This is a genomic window from Brevundimonas sp. UBA7838 (genome assembly GCF_002500885.1).
In the GTDB taxonomy this organism is placed as follows: Bacteria; Pseudomonadota; Alphaproteobacteria; order Caulobacterales; family Caulobacteraceae; genus Brevundimonas; species Brevundimonas vesicularis_C.
In genome coordinates this window covers 1-18,655 of sequence record NZ_DLTK01000025.1, presented here as the reverse complement: position 1 = coordinate 18,655, position 18,655 = coordinate 1, and the positions used below count along the sequence as shown (strand labels likewise).

21 protein-coding genes and 1 tRNA gene are annotated in these 18,655 nt (G+C 67.0%); 9 read left to right on the top strand and 13 right to left on the bottom strand.

The window, feature by feature from the left end; translation table 11 throughout:
* The gene (locus B3T77_RS01250; RefSeq protein WP_017505920.1) at positions 1-204 is read right to left on the bottom strand and encodes a cold-shock protein; all 204 of its coding nucleotides are present in this window, start codon (positions 202-204) and stop codon (positions 1-3) included.
* Between the two features lie 196 nt (positions 205-400).
* Complete coding sequence (locus tag B3T77_RS01245) at positions 401-1,162, bottom strand: extensin family protein (protein ID WP_292076357.1); 762 nt, start codon at positions 1,160-1,162, stop codon at positions 401-403.
* A 102-nt stretch (positions 1,163-1,264) separates the two neighbouring features.
* Here B3T77_RS01245 and ppk2 point away from each other — a divergent pair, with 102 nt between their 5' ends.
* Entirely contained in the window at positions 1,265-2,014 is a 750-nt protein-coding gene (gene ppk2, locus B3T77_RS01240; RefSeq protein WP_292076355.1) for a polyphosphate kinase 2, read from the top strand.
* A gap of 6 nt (positions 2,015-2,020) precedes the next feature.
* Here the strand turns inward: ppk2 and B3T77_RS01235 are convergent, their stop codons facing one another.
* From B3T77_RS01235 to tsaD, 3 genes are read right to left on the bottom strand one after another with little or no spacing between them, the layout of a single operon-like run.
* Positions 2,021-2,404, bottom strand: coding sequence for a Rieske (2Fe-2S) protein (locus tag B3T77_RS01235; protein ID WP_161639442.1), 384 nt, complete (start codon positions 2,402-2,404; stop codon positions 2,021-2,023).
* Positions 2,397-3,395: an NAD(P)H-dependent glycerol-3-phosphate dehydrogenase gene (locus B3T77_RS01230; protein WP_292076350.1), complete on the bottom strand. Its 999-nt coding sequence runs from the start codon at positions 3,393-3,395 to the stop codon at positions 2,397-2,399. The genes B3T77_RS01235 and B3T77_RS01230 overlap by 8 nt, the downstream gene beginning before the upstream one ends.
* Before the next feature lie 26 nt (positions 3,396-3,421).
* Positions 3,422-4,561, bottom strand: coding sequence for a tRNA (adenosine(37)-N6)-threonylcarbamoyltransferase complex transferase subunit TsaD (tsaD, locus tag B3T77_RS01225; protein WP_409514545.1), 1,140 nt, complete (start codon positions 4,559-4,561; stop codon positions 3,422-3,424).
* A 46-nt stretch (positions 4,562-4,607) separates the two neighbouring features.
* Here tsaD and hemC point away from each other — a divergent pair, with 46 nt between their 5' ends.
* The 4 genes from hemC to B3T77_RS01205 all read left to right on the top strand — a co-directional run bounded on the left by hemC (position 4,608) and on the right by B3T77_RS01205 (position 6,919).
* Positions 4,608-5,573, top strand: coding sequence for a hydroxymethylbilane synthase (gene hemC, locus B3T77_RS01220; protein ID WP_292076345.1), 966 nt, complete (start codon positions 4,608-4,610; stop codon positions 5,571-5,573).
* Entirely contained in the window at positions 5,570-6,277 is a 708-nt protein-coding gene (locus tag B3T77_RS01215) for a uroporphyrinogen-III synthase (protein ID WP_292076343.1), read from the top strand. The genes hemC and B3T77_RS01215 overlap by 4 nt, the downstream gene beginning before the upstream one ends.
* A 41-nt stretch (positions 6,278-6,318) precedes the next feature.
* A tRNA-Thr gene (locus tag B3T77_RS01210) sits at positions 6,319-6,394 on the top strand.
* Positions 6,395-6,565: 171 nt separating this feature from the next.
* On the top strand, positions 6,566-6,919 hold the full coding sequence (locus tag B3T77_RS01205; protein ID WP_292076342.1) for a helix-turn-helix domain-containing protein: 354 nt from the start codon (positions 6,566-6,568) through the stop codon (positions 6,917-6,919).
* On the opposite strand, the gene B3T77_RS01200 is transcribed toward B3T77_RS01205, so the two are convergent.
* The 4 genes from B3T77_RS01200 to B3T77_RS01185 are packed head-to-tail and all read right to left on the bottom strand — an operon-like array spanning position 6,920 to position 8,576.
* Positions 6,920-7,288: a hypothetical protein gene (locus B3T77_RS01200; protein ID WP_292076340.1), complete on the bottom strand. Its 369-nt coding sequence runs from the start codon at positions 7,286-7,288 to the stop codon at positions 6,920-6,922. It lies immediately after the preceding gene.
* Positions 7,289-7,293: 5 nt separating this feature from the next.
* Positions 7,294-7,749, bottom strand: coding sequence for a hypothetical protein (locus tag B3T77_RS01195; RefSeq protein WP_165118435.1), 456 nt, complete (start codon positions 7,747-7,749; stop codon positions 7,294-7,296).
* A 14-nt stretch (positions 7,750-7,763) separates the two neighbouring features.
* Positions 7,764-8,102, bottom strand: coding sequence for a hypothetical protein (locus B3T77_RS01190; RefSeq protein ID WP_200932903.1), 339 nt, complete (start codon positions 8,100-8,102; stop codon positions 7,764-7,766).
* Between the two features lie 27 nt (positions 8,103-8,129).
* Complete coding sequence (locus tag B3T77_RS01185) at positions 8,130-8,576, bottom strand: helix-turn-helix domain-containing protein (protein ID WP_292076331.1); 447 nt, start codon at positions 8,574-8,576, stop codon at positions 8,130-8,132.
* 159 nt (positions 8,577-8,735) lie between these two features.
* On the opposite strand from B3T77_RS01185, the gene metK reads away from it, so the two are divergent.
* Entirely contained in the window at positions 8,736-9,938 is a 1,203-nt protein-coding gene (gene metK / locus B3T77_RS01180; RefSeq protein ID WP_292076329.1) for a methionine adenosyltransferase, read from the top strand.
* Between the two features lie 4 nt (positions 9,939-9,942).
* Here the strand turns inward: metK and B3T77_RS01175 are convergent, their stop codons facing one another.
* The 4 genes from B3T77_RS01175 to B3T77_RS01160 form a co-directional block, all read right to left on the bottom strand.
* Complete coding sequence (locus B3T77_RS01175) at positions 9,943-11,211, bottom strand: pentapeptide repeat-containing protein (protein ID WP_292076327.1); 1,269 nt, start codon at positions 11,209-11,211, stop codon at positions 9,943-9,945.
* A 52-nt stretch (positions 11,212-11,263) separates the two neighbouring features.
* Positions 11,264-11,893, bottom strand: coding sequence for a bifunctional diaminohydroxyphosphoribosylaminopyrimidine deaminase/5-amino-6-(5-phosphoribosylamino)uracil reductase RibD (locus B3T77_RS01170; protein ID WP_174086034.1), 630 nt, complete (start codon positions 11,891-11,893; stop codon positions 11,264-11,266).
* A complete protein-coding gene (gene gpmA / locus B3T77_RS01165; RefSeq protein WP_174086032.1) occupies positions 11,890-12,603 on the bottom strand; it encodes a 2,3-diphosphoglycerate-dependent phosphoglycerate mutase in 714 nt (237 codons plus the stop codon). Before gpmA ends, B3T77_RS01170 begins: the two co-directional genes overlap by 4 nt.
* A 199-nt stretch (positions 12,604-12,802) precedes the next feature.
* Positions 12,803-15,340: a TonB-dependent receptor plug domain-containing protein gene (locus tag B3T77_RS01160; protein ID WP_292076321.1), complete on the bottom strand. Its 2,538-nt coding sequence runs from the start codon at positions 15,338-15,340 to the stop codon at positions 12,803-12,805.
* A gap of 339 nt (positions 15,341-15,679) precedes the next feature.
* Here B3T77_RS01160 and rpsT point away from each other — a divergent pair, with 339 nt between their 5' ends.
* The 3 genes from rpsT to dnaN form a co-directional block, all read left to right on the top strand.
* A complete protein-coding gene (gene rpsT / locus B3T77_RS01155; protein ID WP_017505938.1) occupies positions 15,680-15,949 on the top strand; it encodes a 30S ribosomal protein S20 in 270 nt (89 codons plus the stop codon).
* 455 nt (positions 15,950-16,404) lie between these two features.
* Positions 16,405-17,880 (top strand): chromosomal replication initiator protein DnaA, encoded by a 1,476-nt coding sequence (gene dnaA / locus B3T77_RS01150; protein ID WP_369814631.1) that lies wholly within the window; start codon positions 16,405-16,407, stop codon positions 17,878-17,880.
* Between the two features lie 109 nt (positions 17,881-17,989).
* The coding region (dnaN, locus tag B3T77_RS01145; RefSeq protein WP_292076313.1) for a DNA polymerase III subunit beta at positions 17,990-18,655 on the top strand (666 nt) is incomplete at its 3' end.

Sequence of the window (18,655 nt, the reverse complement as noted above, 5' to 3'; positions counted from 1 at the left end):
TTAAAGAACCTTGAGGTCGATCGCCGAAGTCTTGCCGCGCTGGTTTTCCAGCTCGTATTCGACCTTGGCGTTCTCATCGAGGCCCTGAAGTCCGGCCTTCTGAACGGCGGTGACGTGAACGAACACGTCGGAGCCGCCGCTATCGGGCTGGATGAAGCCGTAGCCCTTGGTGGGGTTGAACCACTTGACCGTGCCGGTCGCCATGTCTGCGTCTCCGTAAACGCGCTTTTCCAGGCGGATCCCCCTCGAGGTGACCCGACAATCCATCTGGACAGCTCGTTCAGGCGAAGGAGCGAAACGCGGGTTTGGACCCCACGCGAAATCCGGACTGCAGCGATGTTGTCACCCGGCTTTTCCAGACGGTCAACAGCAAAGCGAGTCGCACCGGACGCATTCAGGCTTAACGACAGAGGCCCCGCGCAGCCCCGTCGATGTGGAGATGGTTGGCGTGGGCGGCGTTGTAGTCGGGGGTCAACACCGTCGAGAACAGCTGGCAGGCCCCGTCGCGCAAGGCGTGCAGGAAGCGGCCGCCCGGCTCGCCTGCGGGCCCATCGCCGCGCCAATCGTTCAGAACGCTGACGGTCCGACCGTCCTTCAAGGTCACCGCTGCGACATCCAGCGCATTGGCCTTGGCATGTTCGCTGGGCCGCTCGGCCTCGTCCTGCGAGCCGTAGATGCGGCGGCATGAATAGGTGCCGTAGTTCTCCACCCGCGCGGGCGCCGAGCCCAGAATGTCTCGCGAGGCCGGGCGCAGCACCTGTCGATCCCAGATAACGTAGCGGACCGCCAGCGGGCACTGCATGACGACATCGGCGGGGGCCAGCGGCGTCACCTCGCCGCCCGTGATCCGCACCGCCCCGCGCACCACGCAGAAGCCGCCGTCGTCGCGGTCGGGCGCGCGTTCGACCTGAACCCCCGCATTGCGCAGCGCCTGCATACAGGCCTCGGTCGCGCCTTCGACGGCCTCGGGCGTGGCGGCGGTCGGCACATCGAAGGCGGCGACCTTTGCGGTGGTCGCGCGGCCCAGCGGACGATCCAGATCCAGCGGCTTCCACGGCAGGTCCTGGGGCGGAGCGAAGGCGTTCAACAACGCAAAGCCGGCGCAGACCAGCAGCGCCAGCTCCCACACCAGATTCCACATGTCCGCCAGATCGCGCTTCATTCGGCCCCTCGGAGGCCGGACGGGCCCGGCGCCTTAACGCCCAGCTTCGCAGTCGGCTCCCTCGCCCTTGCTCTCTGCCGGCCCTCGGCCCACTCTCTTGCTATGGGAAAGAAATCCGACGCCTATGACGCCGAGCTGGAACAGATCCAGCTGGCCATCGTCCAGACCCAGGCCTGGAGCATCGAGCATGGCTCGCGCGTGGTCATCGTGCTGGAGGGGCGCGACACCGCCGGCAAGGACGGCGCGATCAAGCGCCTGACCGAACATATGTCGCCGCGCCAGACCCGCGTCATCGCACTGCCCAAACCCAGCGACCGCGAGACCAGCCAGTGGTATGTCCAGCGCTATGTCCCGCACCTGCCGGCGGCGGGCGAAACGGTGATCTTCAACCGGTCCTGGTACAACCGCGCCGGGGTCGAGCCGGTCATGGGCTATTGCACGCCCGAGCAGTACGCCCAGTTCATGACCGACGCCCCGCGCTTCGAACGGATGCTGACCGACGACGGGATCATCCTGATCAAGATCTGGCTGGACATCTCGCGCAAGGAGCAGGCGAAGCGGCTCAAGGAACGCCGCGAGGATCCGTTGAAGAAGTTCAAGCTGTCGTCGCTGGACGCCGAGGCCGAAGCGCGGTTCGACGCCTATTCCGACGCTCGCGACCGGATGCTGGACGAGACCGACCGCGACTATGCGCCCTGGACCGTCGTCGCCACCGACGACAAGAAGACGGCGCGCCTGAACATCGGCCGCTACATCCTGTCTGTGCTGAGCCACACCAGCATCGACATCAAGAAACCGGATCCCGACGTCGTGTTCAGCGCCGGAAAGTCCAAGGGCAAGCTGGCGCGCTGAAGCGCCTCAGGCCGTTCTGACGATCCCGCCAGAGGCCGCCACCGGCCAAGGTGTCAGCCGCCCGCCCGCGCAGGGGCCGCCCTTGCATTCGCCGGTCAGCGGTTCGAACACCGCCCCATGCCAGCCGCACAGGATCAGCGCGCCGTCCGGCGTCAGATAGCGGTCGATCTCCATCGCGATCGGAAAGCCGGCGTGCGGGCAGCGATCGACCCAGCCCGCGACCTGACCGTCCTTCCTGACCACGAAGCCGTGGAAGAAGGCCTCGCCGATCTGCAGCACGAAGCCGCGCGAGCCGGGGTCGGCGATGTCGCCCTCGGCGCACAGGGCCACGCCGGGCGGCGTCTTCCAGACCCGTTTGCGCTCGCCCGGCGCCTCGGCCGCTTCAGACACGTTCGGCCTTCAACGGGCGCGACAGCAGGCCGTCGATCAGACCATCGACATCGATCTCGCCGGCCAGCAGCGCGGCGACCCCTTCCGAAATCGGGATTTCCACGCCCAGACGCGCGGCCAGTTCGCGAACCGCCGGCGCGCTTTCATAGCCTTCCGCCACCGACCGTTTGCCGGCCAGGGCCTGTTCGACCGTCTGTCCCTGACCCAGGGCCAGACCCAGGCTCATGTTGCGCGACTGGGGGCTGGAGCATGTCAGGACGAGGTCGCCCAGGCCGCATAGGCCCGCCACCGTCTCCGCCTGCCCCCCCATGGCGACGGCGAGGCGGGTCATTTCCGCAAAGCCGCGCGTGATCAAGGCGGCGTGTGCGCTGCGGCCCAACTGGCGCCCCTCGGAGATGCCGCAGGCGATGGCCAAGACGTTCTTCAGCGCGCCACCCGCCTCGGCGCCCACCAGATCGGTCGCCAGATAGGGCCGGAAGCCCGGCGCCGACAGGGTGTTCAGCAAGGCCTCGCCCAGCCCCTGATCGGCGCAGGCCAAGGTCACGGCGGTCGGCAGGCCGCGCGACACCTCGCCCGCGAAACTGGGGCCGGACAGGACGGCGGCGGGAGCGTCCGGCAGGGTCTCGGCAAGCACCTCGGTCATCAGCTTCATCGTGCCGCGCTCGACCCCCTTGGAGCACAGCACCACCGGCACGCCGGCGCGATAGTGGGGCGCAAACGCCGTCAGCGTGGCGCGCATATGCTGGGCCGGCGGCACCGCCAGGATCACGTCGCAGTCGCCCAGATCAGCCAGATCGGCGGTGAATTTCAGGTCTTCGGCCAGCGGCACGCCAGGCAGATACAGGTCGTTGGCTCGCGTCGCCCGCATCGTCTCGACCAACTGCTGCTCGCGCGCCTGCAAGGTTGTGTCCAGTCCGGCCCGAACGCACACCTGCGCCAGAGCCGTGCCCCAGGCGCCCGCGCCGATGACCCCTGCCGTGCGAAATTCCATACGCCCTCCCGAGGCTTGTTTATCGTTCACGCCTTGGCGCCCTTGCGGCCCGGCTTGTGAGAAGGATCGGACAGGGCGCGCGCTTCGTCCAGCGGCCATCGCGGCCGGGCGACGACGTCAATGTCGCTGGTCAGGCCCAGCGCCAGCCGTTCCGCCCCCGCCAGGGCGATCATCGCCGCATTGTCGGTGCAATAGGCCATGGGCGGCGCCAGGAAGTCGAAGCCGTATTTCGCCGCCGTCGCCTGCAAGGTCGCGCGGATGGTCTTGTTGGCCGCGACCCCGCCCGCGACGACGAAAAGCCGGTGCTCGTGGGTTTCGGCATAAGCGGCCAGCGCCCGTTCCGACCGATCCGAAAGTTGGCGGGCGATGGCGTTTTGCACCGCGTCGGCCAGATCCGCCTTGTCCTGCTCGGTCTCGCAGGTCTGGGCGATACGGAAGGCCGCCGTCTTCAGGCCCGAGAAGGAGAAGTCGCAATCCTTGCGGCCCAAGAGGGCGCGCGGCAGATCGATCTTCGACCCGTCGCCTTGCATGGCCAATCGTTCCAACGCCGGTCCGCCCGGATAACCCAGGCCCAAGGCCTTGGCGATCTTGTCGAAGGCCTCGCCGGCCGCGTCGTCGATGGTGGCGCCGATCCGGCTCATGTCACCGACGCCACGCACCTCCAGAAGCTGGCAATGGCCGCCCGAGACCAGCAGCAGCAGGAAGGGATAGGCGACTTCCGCTCCCAGTCGGGCGGACACCGCATGACCCTCCAGATGGTTGACCGCAATCAACGGCAGGCCGCGCGCCAGCGCCGCCGCCTTGCCGAAGCTGAGGCCCACCATGACCCCGCCGACCAGACCCGGCCCGGCCGTCGCCGCGATCCCGTCCAGCCCGTCATAGTCCATGTCCGCCTCTGCCATCGCGCGGCGCGTGACCTCGGCGATCATCTCGACATGGCTGCGGGCCGCGATCTCGGGCACCACGCCGCCATAGGCCGCATGGTCGTCGATCTGGCTGTGAACCACGGAGGACAACACCTCCGCCCGACCGCCCGTCAGGCGCACGACCGAGGCGGCGGTCTCGTCGCAGCTGGTCTCCAGGCCCAGCACCGTCAGCGGACCGGGACGAGGGGGGACATCCCGTCCAGTTGCCGCATCGGCGCCGCTGCTATAGTCGGCGGACATCTCCATCGGGTCGAGGTAGCGACCCGGCGACCGGTGCGCAACGCTCATGACCTTTCCTCTCCGCATCGGCACCCGGCGCTCCAAGCTGGCGCTCGCCCAATCCGGCATGATGCAGCGCGCCATCGGCCGCGCCCTGAACGTGCCCGAGGGAGAGATCGAGACGGCCGTTCCTCTGGTCGAGATCGTCACCACCGGCGACCGCATCCAGGATCGCCGCCTGCTGGAAGTCGGCGGCAAGGCTCTGTTCACCAAGGAGATCGAGGAGGCCCTTCTGGCCGGCCGGATCGACATCGCCATCCATTCGATGAAGGACGTCCCCGCCGAACAGCCCGACGGCCTGTGCATCGCCGCCATCCCCGAGCGCGAGGACGCCCGCGACGCCTTCATCAGCCGTGACTTCGACAGTTTCGACGCCCTGCCCTTCGGCGCGCGCCTGGGCACCGCCAGCCTGAGACGGCAGGCCCAGGCGCTGGCCCTGCGGCCGGACCTGAAGGTCGAGATGCTGCGCGGAAACATCGACACCCGCCTGCGCCGCGCGGCCGAGGGCGACTTCGACGCGATCCTTCTAGCCGTCTCGGGCATGACGCGTCTGGGCGTCACCGACCATATCCGCGAGAAGCTGTCTCTGGACGCCTTCCTGCCGGCGCCGGGCCAGGGCGCCCTGGCGATCCAGACCCGCGCCGCCGACATCGACGCGCCCCTAAACGCCCAATGGGTCGCCGCCCTGAACCATCCCGAGACCGCCCTGTGCATCGCCGCCGAGCGCGGCGCCATGACGGCGCTGGAGGGGTCGTGCCGCACCGCCGTCGGCGCCTTTGCCCGCATCGAACACGACACCCTGCACCTGACCACCGAGATGCTCAGCCCGGATGGGTCCGCCCGCTGGCGGCGTGTCGGCGATCTTTTCCAACCGACCGAAGCCGACGCGCGCGCACTGGGCCAACGCCTGGGCGGAGAGGTCCACGCCTCGGCCGGTGATCAGGAAGTCGATCCCGCGACCCTGGACGGATGAACGTTCCGCCGACACGAGTCTGGATCACCCGCGCCGAACCGGGCGCCCCACGCACCGCCGCCCGCCTGCGCGACATGGGGTTCGAGCCGATCGTCGCGCCCCTGCTGAGCCTCGAAACGCTGACGCCTCCCGTTCCCGATCTGGCGTCGTTCGCCGCCTTGGCCTTCACCAGCATCAACGGCGTGGCCGCCTTCGCCGCTCTGACGCCCCGCCGCGACCGTCCGGTATTCGCCGTCGGCGATGCGACCGCCCAGGCCGCCCATGATGCGGGCTTCGCCGATGTCCGCTCCGCTTCCGGCGACCTGCACGCCCTCGCCCGCCTGATCGCCAACGCCATCGCCAACGCCGATGTCCTGGTCCCTCAGGCCGAAACCCCCGCCGGCGATTTCACCGCCACCCTCACCGCCGCCGGCGCCCGCAATGTGTCGATCCAGTCGCTAACGGTGTATCGCGCCATCGAAATGCCAGCTGCGGCGCCCGCGCTGTTCGACGCCGTTCTGATCCACTCCCCCCGCGCCGGACAAGCCCTCGCCAAGCTTTATCACGACGTCCTGGCCCAAGCCGTCCTCGCCTGCATCTCTCCCGCCGCCGCGGCCCCGCTCGCCGCGCTGGGCCTGACGCCCGTTGTGGCAAAATCGCCCGACGAGACCTCATTGCTCACGATCTTGAACACCGCGCTTGGCAAGCGCGATCCGGCCGTATAAAGACCCCGTCTCGCGCGGACAGCTTCGTCCGTTGCAACCGGGCCGCTTTAGCTCAGCCGGTAGAGCACATCATTCGTAATGATGGGGTCAGGTGTTCGAGTCACCTAAGCGGCACCACTTCTCCGAGCGCGGTTCGCGCGGGAGGCGGCGTCTAGATCGCCGAAATATATCCTCAAGGTAGAATCGTCACCTGCAATGCACGTAGCAATCCCTAGCTAAGCAGCTTTGGCTTGACGGGGTCGGTGTTTTGGGGCCATGGCGCCGCATTATCTATGCCCGCAGGCCGACATGAACGACGCAGTTGATCCCGTAGACATCGCCATCGGCGGACGCATCCGCACCCGTCGTGAGGAACTGCGCATCACCCAGGCGCAGTTGGCCGCCGGCGCAGGCGTGACCTTCCAGCAGATCCAGAAGTACGAGCGGGGCGTGAACCGCGTCTCGGCCGCCCGCCTGCTGCAGATCGCTTCGGTGCTGAAATCGACCGGCGCGGCCCTGCTGGGCGAACTGGAAACGGCCGAGGGCGACGAGCTGGCGCTGGCCGCTCCCGGGGTCGCCGAACTGCTGGCGGCTTTCCGCGGCATCAAGGACGCCGCCCAGCGCGACGCCCTTTTGGCCGTGGCCAAGGGCCTGCGCGGCTGATCAGGCCCGGTTGCTGGCGCTTTTCAGCAACTGCTCAACCTCATCGCGATGGTCGGCGCCCTCGAGAGCCGCGCCTGCCAGCCACGACTGGATGGCATCCAAGGCACGAGCATCTCGTCCGTCCGAGCGGCCGGCGTCGGACAGGCTTTGGCGGATAATCTCGATCATGCAGACCGCCTCGACGGCCGAGGTCGGGGCGTGATCGAGAAGCGTGGTTTCCGCCGCTTCCATCGGCGCCAGATCCAGTTCGACAAGCAGGTTCTCGCCGCTGGCGGACAGCGATGACGATACGACCTGTTTCGCCAGATTGGCCGTTTCCAGCCACGAGCGGAAAAGCGGCATGAAGGCGGGGGTGGTTTGGGTGTTCATGACATTCAGACTTTCTGTAGCGCCCGGATCGATCCGGGCGCTGATTTGGGACGGGCGTAGGGGGCGCACTGGGCCTCCCAGACGCCCAAGAGGGCGAGGAGCAGGAGCTCGAACCAGACGACCATTCGGGTCGATACGATCGACCACAGCAGGGCGTCGGAGCCGGCGATGCCGGCCAGATGGGTCGAAACCGCGATGAGCTGGGCGCCGGCGGCGAGAAGCAGCCACCATCGGTCGTAACGGAGCGCCAGACCGACCAGCAGACAGAACATGGACACCGACAGGATCGCCACCCCCCACCGGAAATGCCCGATGAACAGGTGATCGACCAATGGCGTGCCCCAGTTGAGGACGACCAGAGCGACCAAGGCGATCCGCTCCGGCATACGACCCTTCCAGAGCAGAAGCGCCATGACGCCGTAGGTCAGACCCACCAGAAACAAGGACAGCGGCGACCCCATTCCGATGGCCGCGATCAAGCGGCGACGGCGAGAACCGGTGCGAACCCAGTGGGTTTGACCGTCTTGTCTTCTTGCGCGCCATCCATATGCCAGCCGACCTGATGGTCGTCGGCGACATGGGCCAGTTCGCAGTGACTGGCGATGACGGCGCTACGAACCTCGGCCAGTTGGCTTAGACCGCGCACCATATTGGCCAGCGCTTCCTGTCCAACCTCGGCCGCCAGACGCGCCTCGACCCGACCTTCCAACGCGGTCTGAACCAAGCGGCTGACCTCGATCATCGCCTGATCGACGGCGTGTTCTGCGGTTCTGACCTGCCGTGCCACGCGGACGCCGACGTGCATGTTCTTCATTGGCTCACCTTCCTTTAAGCCGTTTGGTCAGCGCATTTCAGCGGGAGCAAGCCGGTCGAAAAGGGATGGAACCACCATGCCCGCCGTCACGATCCCGATGGCGAACAGAAGGGCGATGGCGGCCCCGGCGACGATGATCCCCACTCTCGCCAGAGCGCCCCGAGGAGGCGCAGGCAGAAGCCAGGAAGTCGTTGGGTCGGAAACCGCATCGTCCGACTGTTCGGCCGACGTGGGATCATTGAGCGTATTGGGGCCGGTGTCGGGAATGAGTGTCGACGCCTCTGAGTAGCCAATACTCAGTCGCCTGGCCGCCAGTTTGCGGTCCGAAACGCCCAGCTTGGCATAGGCGCGATGCAGGTGATTGCCGACCGTGCGCGGCGAGATACGCAGGCGCGCAGCGATTTCCTTGTCCTCAAGACCCTGGCCGGCCAGGCGGACACATTCGCTCTCTCTCGTCGTCAGGCCTTCTGGCATGGGGACCCCCTTGGGCCTGTTTACCCTAAAATGAGGGGGAGTCAGCCGATATGCTTACGCCGCAAAGCAGTTTCTGGCGGCTGGGCGCTGCGTTAGATCACTTGAACATATAAGCATATCTTTATATGTCTGTCGGTCTGACACTGACAGGAGCCTCTCTTGGCCGCTCGTTCTTCCTTCCTCTTCACCTCGGAAAGCGTTTCCGAAGGCCACCCAGACAAGGTCGCGGACCGCATCTCCGACACGGTCGTGGACGCCTTCCTGGCCAAGGATCCCGAGGCGCGCGTGGCGTGCGAGACCCTGGTGACGACCCAGCGCATCGTGCTGGCCGGCGAGGTTCGCGCCACCCAGCCGGGCAACACCAAAGAACAGAACGAAGCCTTCACCCAGAGCATCATCGACAGCCTGGAGCCGCTGGTCCGCGCCGCGGTCAAGGACATCGGCTATGAGCAGGACGGCTTCCACTGGGAGACGGCGGACTACTCCTGCTTCCTGCACGCCCAATCGGCCGACATCGCGGTCGGCGTCGACTCAACCAACGAGAAGGACGAGGGCGCAGGCGATCAGGGGATCATGTTCGGCTATGCGTCGAACGAGACGCCTGAGCTGATGCCGGCGACCCTGCAGTACAGCCACAACATCCTGAAGCGCCTGGCCGAGGTCCGCCACGCCGGCGGCTCGCTGCTTGAGCCGGACGCCAAGAGCCAGGTGACAATTGAATACGAGGACGGCAAACCCAAGCGCGCCGCATCGATCGTGCTTTCGACCCAGCATGTGGCGGGCAAGGGGGCCGAGGTCGAAGCCTTGGTCAAACCGATCATTCTGGAAGTGCTGCCGGAAGGCTTCACCGACGAGAACACCGTCTGGCACATCAACCCTACCGGCATCTTCGAGATCGGCGGACCGGACGGCGACGCCGGCCTGACCGGCCGTAAGATCATCGTCGACACCTACGGCGGCGCGGCGCCCCACGGCGGCGGCGCCTTCTCGGGCAAGGATCCGACCAAGGTGGACCGTTCGGCGGCCTATGCCTGCCGTTACCTGGCCAAGAACGTCGTCGCCGCCGGCCTGGCCGACCGCTGCACGATCCAGATTTCATACGCCATCGGCGTGGCCAAGCCCCAGTCGATCCACGTCGATCTGCACGGCACCGGCAAGATTTCCGAAGCCGTTCTGGAAGACAAAATTCTGGACCTGATCGGCGGCGCCACGCCGCGTGCGATCCGCCAGCACCTGCAACTGAACAAGCCGATCTACGCCCGCACAACCGCCTACGGCCACTTCGGCCGCGAGCCGGACGCGGATGGCGGTTTCAGCTGGGAAAAGACCGATCTGGTCGATCAGCTGAAGGCGCTGGCCTAAGGCTTCAAGCGGCCTGATCGATGGTCAGGCCGCGCACGCCCGCCAGATTGGCGTCGGTCAGGTCGGCCTGACGGGTCTGGGCGCCGTGCAGCGTTGCACGGCCCAGATCGGCGCCGGTTAGGACGGCGCGCTTCAGGTCGGCGCCAGACAGGTCCGCGCCGCGGAGCACAGCGCCCGTCAGATCGGCCGGCATCAGGCGATCAGCGGCGATCAGAAGCGGGCCAAGTTGCGCCTCGCGCATGTCCGCTCCGTTCAGTCGCGCACCCCGAAGGCGCGCGCCACGCAGGTCGGCGCGCCGCAGTTTGGCCGAGCGCAGGTCGGCGTTGTCGAGCTGGGCGCCCTGCAGCTGCACCCCCTCCATATCCAGGCCGTAGAAGACCGCGCCCTTGGCCGACAGGGCGGTCAGATTCAGGCCCGTGATCGACTTCAGCGGACGCAGGTCGACGCCGTTGAAGACCGACGGCTGTCCTTCCGCGCCGCCGGTCTCGCACCAGCGCGCATGTTCACGCAGCATCTCGGCGGCTGGCATTTTTTCCACGGACTCGCAGGACGACTTGTTGTCGGTCAGGGCGCCCTGCATGTCGGCGCCGTCGGCGCGCCACATGGTCGTCTTGCAGCCCACAAGGATGGCGTCGCGAAGGTCCGCGCCCGACAGGTCCGCCCCTGACAGATCCGCGCCGGCCAGGTCGGCCCCGCGGAAATCCGCCTGTTTCAGATTGGCCCGCACGAGCTTGCAGTCCTTCATCACCGCGCCGGAGAAGTCGGCCTTCACCGCGATGACGCCGGCCATCTTGGAGCGTTGAAGATTGGCGCCGGCCAAGCAGGCGCCGCTGGCCTCGGTCTCGTCGCGGTGGCGCGGTTCGATGACTTTGAAGCCCAATCTGGCGTCGGCGGCCGCGATGGTGCCCTCGCGCAGGTCGGCCTCGAACAGATCGGCCCCCGACAGGTCCGCCCCGCGCAGGCAGGCGCCGCGCAGGTCGGAGCGGCGCAGGCTGGCCTCGGCCAGGATCGCATCCTGCATGTCCGCGCCGAAGAAGTTGGCGTTGTCCAGCTTGGCCCCGGTCAGATCGCAGCCTTCCAGACAGGCGGCGGCGAAATCGGCGTCGGCCAGATTGCGGCCCTTCAGGCTGAGGCCCGACAGGTCCATCCAGGCGAAGACCGCGCGGGCGCCGCCGGGTCGGGCCTGGAACAGCCGATCGTGCCGGGCGCAGATAACGTCCAGCTCCGCCTGCGTCAGGCGCTTTCTCACGAGGGGTTCAGCGGCGAGGGCCATCAGGGCACATTACGCGCCCTGACTTAAGAAACCTTTGAACGGCGAAGCCGCCTCAGACGGTCAGCAGCCCCTGGGCCTGAAGGGCCTCGGCCAGCTCGCCCGGCCCGGTCCACAGGCGCGTGTAGCCCGCTTCGCCCAGACGTTTCAGCTCGGTGACCAGATCGGCCTTGGGCGAGGCGACGAACCGGCCGTCGAACCCGGCGCCGTCTTCGCTGATGCGCACCATCGGGCGGCCGGTTTCCAGTCGGTGCAGGAAGCCTTCGCACAGGGCCGCGCCCTCTTCGCACATCAGGCCGGTCTCGACCGTCAGCCCTTGCGCGCGCAGCCGCTCGGTGCCGCGTCCGGCCGCGAACGGCGACGGGTCCATACAGGCGATCACGACCCGCGCCACGCCCGCCTCGGTCAGGAAGTGGGCGCAGGACTTGCGGCCCGACGACCGCGCGCCGCAGGGTTCCAGCGTGACATAGACGGTCGAGCCCACGACATCCGCGCCGGCGGCCGGCACGGCCTGCTCCTCGGCATGGGGACGACCGCCCGGCGCGGTGGCGGCCTGGGCGATGACCCGGCCGTCCTTGACGATGACGCAGCCGACCGCCGGGTTGGGCCAGGTCTCGCCCATCCGGCCGGTCGCCAGGGTGATCGCCTGGGCCATAAAGGCCTGGTCGGCTTCGCTCCAGCTCATGATGCGGTCGGCAATGTCTCGGCGCGAGCGGCGTCGAGGTAGCGGGCGGCGATGGGCTTCAGGTCCGCGTCCAGATCGATCTCCAGCGGATTGCCGGTCGGGATTTCGACGCCGACGATCTGATCGTCCGGCACGTTGAACAGAAGTTTGACGATGGCGCGCAGGGAGTTGCCGTGGGCGGCGATCAGCACGTCCTCGCCCGCCTTCAGACGCGGCGCGATCTCGGCGTCCCAATAGGGCTTCACCCGGTCCAGCGTGGTTTTCAGGCTTTCGGTGTCGGGAATGGCCTTGCCGGCGTAGCGCGGGTCGGCGTTGAAATCGAACTCGCCGCCGGGCGCCAGCGGGGGCGGCGGCACATCATAGCTACGCCGCCAGATCTTGACCTGGTCTTCGCCGTGCTTCTGGGCCGTCTCGGCCTTGTTCAGACCCGTCAGACCACCGTAGTGGCGCTCGTTCAGCCGCCAGTCCTCGATCACCGGCACATCGGTCAGGCCCGCCGACTGCAACGCCAGTGCGCCGGTGCGCTGGGCGCGCGTCAGGACCGAGGTGAACATCACAGTCGGCTTGAACCCGGCCTCAGCGATCAGTTCGCCGCCGCGACGCGCCTGGGCCTCGCCTTCGGCCGTCAGGTCCACATCGACCCAGCCGGTGAAACGGTTCTCGAGGTTCCACTGGCTCTGGCCGTGGCGGAGCAGGATCAGGCGCGGCATTCGGTCGGTCCTTCGAAATACGGCCTTTCGGGGTAGGACGCCCTCCGAAGTCGGTCAAGGCTCGCGGGCCTCGGCATTGCTTGTCGCGTCGCGCAGGTCGGGGTAACGGTCGGATCGATGTCCGACCGTCTTTTCTTTCCCCTGGCGCTCGCCGCCGCCGTCGTGATGATCGCCTTGGCGACCGTCTGGCCCTGATCCTCTAGAAGAGGATCTTGCGCAGATTGATGCGGAAGACGCGCCCCTGCGGGTCCAGATAGTCGCGCTGATAGTTGACCGGCGTCTGGCCGTCGCTGCTGGTCACCGAGACGCGGTCGTCAAAGATGTTCTGAACGCCGAAGCCGATCCGCGTGCCCTTCAGGAACGGGAAGCGCTCGACCCATGACGTGCGTTGGGTCAGGTCGGCGAAGGCGAACAGATTGACCGTGGTCCGGCCCGAGAAGTCCAGATCGGGCGAACCCAGCGCGTCGCCGTTGACCGTCGTGCCCGAGCGCCAGTTGGCGTTGACGAAGGCTCCCACACCGTTTCTGGACAGGCCGGTCTGAAGCTGGACCTCATGGCGCGACTGACCGCCAGAGCCGGAGATGGAATCGCCGTCCAGCAGATCCAGCGGCGCCAGACCGTCGCGAATGGTGACCTCGTCCTGGACACGCCAGGTGTGGGTCAGCGACAGGTTGAAGATGCCTTGGCCGGGCTGCATTCCCGATCCACGCCCGCCGCGCATCCGTCCGCCGCCAGGACCGCCTGGTCCGCCCGGTCCGCCCATCATCATCATTCCGCCGCCGCCCGGACCGCCGCGTCCGCCCGGACCACGACCACCCGCAGCCGCCGGGTTCGGCTTGCCGAACGGGCGCGAGAAGTTGAAACCCCACTGTACGTCCTGCTGCTCGCGCTTGAAGAAGTTCAGCGGACGAGCGTCGATGGACACCAGATTGCCGTCCGCATCGCGATCGAACCGCTCCGGCAGGGCCGCTTCCAGATCGGGCGTGATGGCCGGGAAGCTGGAGATTTCGTTGTCCGCTTCGGTGCGGGTGTAGGCCAGGTTCAGGCGGAAATCCTTGTCCGACACCGGCTGCCAGTTCATGCCCAGCTTCAGGATACGCCGATCCTCGGCCTGCAGATTGGGATCGCCGCCGGTGATGCGGTTGATCTCGACGGTCTGGCCGGTCCGGAAGTCGAAGACCGGCGTATTCGGAGTCGATACTGTCGGGTCGTTCAGCTGCTGGACCGTCGGCGCCTTGCCCTCGTCGGAATAGTTGGCCGAGAAGGACAGCCGCTCGACCGGCGACCAGTTCAGCCCGGCCCCGACCGAGGATACGCCGCCGAAGTCGGACAGTTCTTGGTAGGCCAGGTTCAGATTGGCCGACAGGTCGCCGATCTTGGACAGGACGCCGCGCTCGACGTTGGAGATCGGCAGATCGAAGTTGGCCTGGACGCTGCCTGCGTTGCGCGACTGCGACCGATCCACGGCCACGCCCGAACGCAGGCTCTCGGAGTCAAGCGATTGATAGCCGGCCCCGACCTTGATGGTCGAGGTAATGTCGCCGGCCGGCAGCTCATAGGGACGCCCGTTCAGCACCAGTTCCGCCGTCGCCGTCTGGGCCACGGAGTTGGCGGTGTCGCGCGGTCTCACCACAGCCCGGTCGGTCAGGTCGCCGAACGGATTGACGGTCAGATCGCCCGCGATGAGATCCTGCAGCGCATCCGCATCGACGCCGCGTCCCGTCGTGGTGTCGGTCTCGACGCGGCTGTATTCGCCCGTCGCCGTCCAGCGCCAGTCGCCGACATAGCCGTCGAACACCGTGCCCAGTTCGGCCGTGCGGGTATCGGTCTTGCGCGTCAGAGCGTCGGGCAGATCCAGATAGCTGAACAGATTGACGTCCTGGCCGGTCGGCGAGAACGGATTGGTCCCCGGCACGGTCAGCTGAACATTGGGCAGCCCGTGGTAGCTGAAGCTGTTTGAGTCCTCCACGCTGCCGCTCAGCGTCATGCCGACCTTGTCGTTCAGGTCGTGCTTGTAGGTCCCCGACACCGAAAGCTCGTCCGTCTTGGGCAGCAGGGTGCGATAGGCGCTAGCCAGTTCGCTGTCGCCGCCGGCAGTCGTGCTGCGGTCGATGTCGCGCTCGGTCTCGAACAGGGTGTTGGAGGTCGTGCCATTGATATCGACCGACCAGCGATCGGAGCCGGCGATGCGCAGGACATTGTTCTCGTTGGCGGTGGTCGTGCGACCGCCCTGCTCAGGCCGGCTGACGTTGACCGAGGCGGTCAGGGACTTGAAGTCCGCCTTCAGCACGATGTTCACCACCCGCTGATTGGCGCTGTAGCCATACGACAACGCGGTCTCTTCCGGCAGGACGTCGAACCGTTCGATGGCCTCGGGCGGAATGCCGCGGATCTCGCGAAAGCCCGAAATACGCCGTCCGTTGACCAGGAAGACCGGAGACCCGCCGCGCGCGCTGCGGGTCTGGGCCTCCAGCAGGGTGATCAGCTCGCCGATGTTGGTCGCGCCGAACGCCTGGATCTGCGCGGCGTCGTAGGAGACGATCGGTTCCTGCCCGCCCAGGGCCACTCCGCGCCGCGCCGCCGTCACCTCCACGTCTGGCAGAACGACCGTCGGCTCTTCCTGCTGGACCTGCGCCTGGGCTTCTACCGGCTGGGCCTCGATGGTTTGGGCCTGAACAGGCTGGACGACACCGGCGGCGGGGGCCAGCGCAAGCAGGAGAAGCGCGGTCTGGGTCATGGAACGACGATCCGGGAGATAATTTCAGCCCATGTCAGGACGGGACAAACATGGCCGTAAAACGACACAATTCACGAACAAAGTGAAAGCGTTGCGCGCTTTCAACAGAATGCAAAAACCTGCGACGGAAAGCCGGTCACAGCGCGTTAAAGACTGTTGGGTTGCATTCTGAAGGCGGCCTGCAAGGCGTGCTCAAACAGCAGTCTTGGCCCAACCTCGGAGTCCAGCGATGAAGACTCCGCGTTGACCGCCTCCGGGCTTTCGGCTATAGGCCCGCCCTCTTGAGATTTCCGCGCCGTGGACGTGTGCTCCGCGGCGTTTTCCGTTCGAAGGTTTGACATGGCCAACAACCCCGGCGCCCGCAAGGCGATCCGCAAGATCGAAGCGCGTACCGAAGTGAACAAGGCGCGCCGTTCGCGCGTCCGCACCTATCTGCGCAAGTTCCAGGAAGCTCTGGCCGGCGGCGACGCCGCCGTCGCCAAGACCGCCTTCATCGAGGCTCAGTCCGAGCTGATGCGCGCCGTCTCCAAGGGCGTCGTTCACAAGAACACCGGCTCGCGCAAGGTCTCGCGCCTGGCCGCCCAGCTGAAGAAGCTGTCGGCCGCCTAAGCCAAAATTAATCCAACAGCGGACGGAGCAGCTGTCGCTGTTTCGTTGTGGGATTATAAAGCAATATCAACGGCGAAGGCGCGCAAGCTCCTTCGCCGTTTTGCGTTGCAGCGCTAACTGTCAAAATTCAAAACTGCGATCGACGAGCCCCGATCTCTCCGAAATTCCAAGCGGTGTCAGGGTTTGGCGGAGTCAAACAATTTAACTGCGAATCGACCAACGAATCAGCGTTGACCCACCCGGCTCGCAGCGTAAGTTTTGGCCTCTAACGCACTTCCATCCCAGCACGGATGAAGACGGCGCGAGGCCTATGTTTCGCGTCGGCGGGAGATGTCTGTTCAGAGGTTAGACCCCGTCCGAAAAGCATCGCTTTTCGGCGCAGGAGAAGTCGTCCCTGAACCATCGCCCTGAAGCGCGGAAGGTCGGAATGGTTCTTCTAAGGTGGGCGGGCAAAGATGGTTGGGGGCGCAACGGCGATGGCAGGCGGAACGAAGACGTCGGGACTGACGGATCCGGACCGCATCTGGAGCGAGGCGTCCGTGCGCCTGCGCGCTGAAATCGGCGATGGCCCGTTCTCCTCCTATATCGCCCCGTCGGCCGTCCGCCTGGACAACGCCGGCCACCTGATCCTGGTCACCCCGACCGCCTATGCTCGCGACTGGGTGCGCAAGAACGCCCTGCGTCGCATGAACGAGTTGTGGCTGGGCCTGGACGGCCTGTCGCGCCGCCTCGAGGTGCGCTGCCGCGCCGAAGTGGGTTCGGCGCCGCCAGCCTCGGCCGTGATGCCGGGCAATGTGGTGGACGCCGCCCCGCGCCTGGCCGCTTTCTCCGCCTCGCCGCAGATGGCTCCCGCCGCCCCGATCAGCGCTGACGGCGCCCGCGCCGTACGCGCCGCCGGTCTGCAGGATCGCCTGACGTTCGACAGCTTCGTCGAAGGTCAGGGCAACGCCTTTGCCCTGGCCATCGCCAAACAGGTGGCCAGCTGGGCCGACGGTCACTTCAACCCCGTCTTCTTCTGCGGCCCCTACGGCTATGGCAAGACCCACCTGCTGAACGCCATCGCCTGGGAGGCCCAGCGTCTGCGGCCCGAGGCCAAGGTCGTCTATCTGACCGCCGAACGCTTCCTGTCGACCTTCGTCAAGGCGATGCAGGACCGCTCGACCGCCGCCTTCAAGGAAAGCCTGCGCTCGGCCGACATGCTGCTGCTGGACGACGTCCAGTTCGTGGGCGGCAAGACGTCGACCCAGGAAGAACTGCTCTCGACGCTGACCGCCCTGATCGAGGACGGCAAGCGCATCGTCTTCTCGGCCGACCGTGCGCCCATGGCCCTGACCGAGGTCGAGCCGCGCCTGCGCAGCCACCTCGCCGCCGGCCTGACCTGCCCGGTCGAGGCAGGAGACCGCGAGTTGAAGATCGCCGTGGCCCAGAATCGTCTGAAGGCGCTGTCGGCCCTGGGCGTCGTCCAGGGCGAGGCCAACCCGGAGGTCCTGGCCCAACTGGTGGACCGCACCCCCGGCTCGATGCGCGAGCTCGAGGGCGCCGTGAACACCCTGGCCGCCGCTGCGGGCGCGCGCCTGTCGTCGGTGTCGGTCGATGAAGCCTCGACCCTGCTGGGCATGGCCATGCGCGGCGGGCCCGAGCGCCGCATCACCGTGGACGAGATTCAGAAGACGGTCGCTGACCACTTCAACATGAAACAGGCCGACCTGCTCAGCGAGCGCCGCACCCGTTCGGTCGCCCGCCCGCGCCAGATCGCCATGTATCTGTGCAAGCAGCACACGACCCGCTCCTACCCCGACATCGGTCGCCGTTTCGGCGGGCGCGACCACACCACGGTCCTGCACGGCGTGCGCAAGATCGAGGAGCTGATGCCGCAGGACGATCAGATCGCCCGCGACGTCGAGGCGCTGACGCGCAAGCTGCGGGGCTGAAGCTGTGGAGCAGCGGGTCTGACCCGTTGCTCCCGCCGCGCAATCCGCTAGTGTCCCAGGTCACTTAACCGCAGCCGCCTTGCGAGTCGGCCGCGCCGGGCGAGACGACATGCAGCTGACCATCGAACGATCCGCGCTCCTGAAGGCCCTGGGCCACGTGCAGAGCGTCGTCGAACGTCGAAACACCATTCCGATCCTGTCCAACGTCCTGCTGAGCGCGGGCCGCGACCGGCTGGCCTTCGCCGCCACCGATCTGGACATGGAAATGGTGGACGAGGCCGAGGCCCAGGTTCAGGTCGAGGGTCAAATCACAGCTCCCGCCCACACCCTGTACGAGATCGTGCGCAAGCTGCCGGAAGGCGCCGAGGTCTCGTTGCTCTATTCGGGCGACGATCCCCGCCTGGTCGTCTCGGCCGGCCGGTCGCGCTTCAACCTGCCGGTCCTGCCGGCGGGCGACTTCCCCGTCATGTCCACTGACAGCGCCGGCGCCTCCTATGTCCTGCCCAAGGAGGATCTGGCCCGCCTGATCGACAAGACCCGGTTCGCGGTCTCGACCGAGGAAACGCGCTACTATCTGAACGGCCTTTATCTTCACACGGTCGCCGAGGCCGGCATTCCCCTGTTGCGCGCCGTCGCCACCGACGGCCACCGCCTGGCCCTGGCCGAGACCCCGGCGCCCGAGGGCGCGGCCGGCGGCCCCGGCGTCATCGTGCCGCGCAAGACCGTGGACCAGGTCCGTCGTCTGCTGGACGACGCCGGCGGCGCGGTCGAGGTC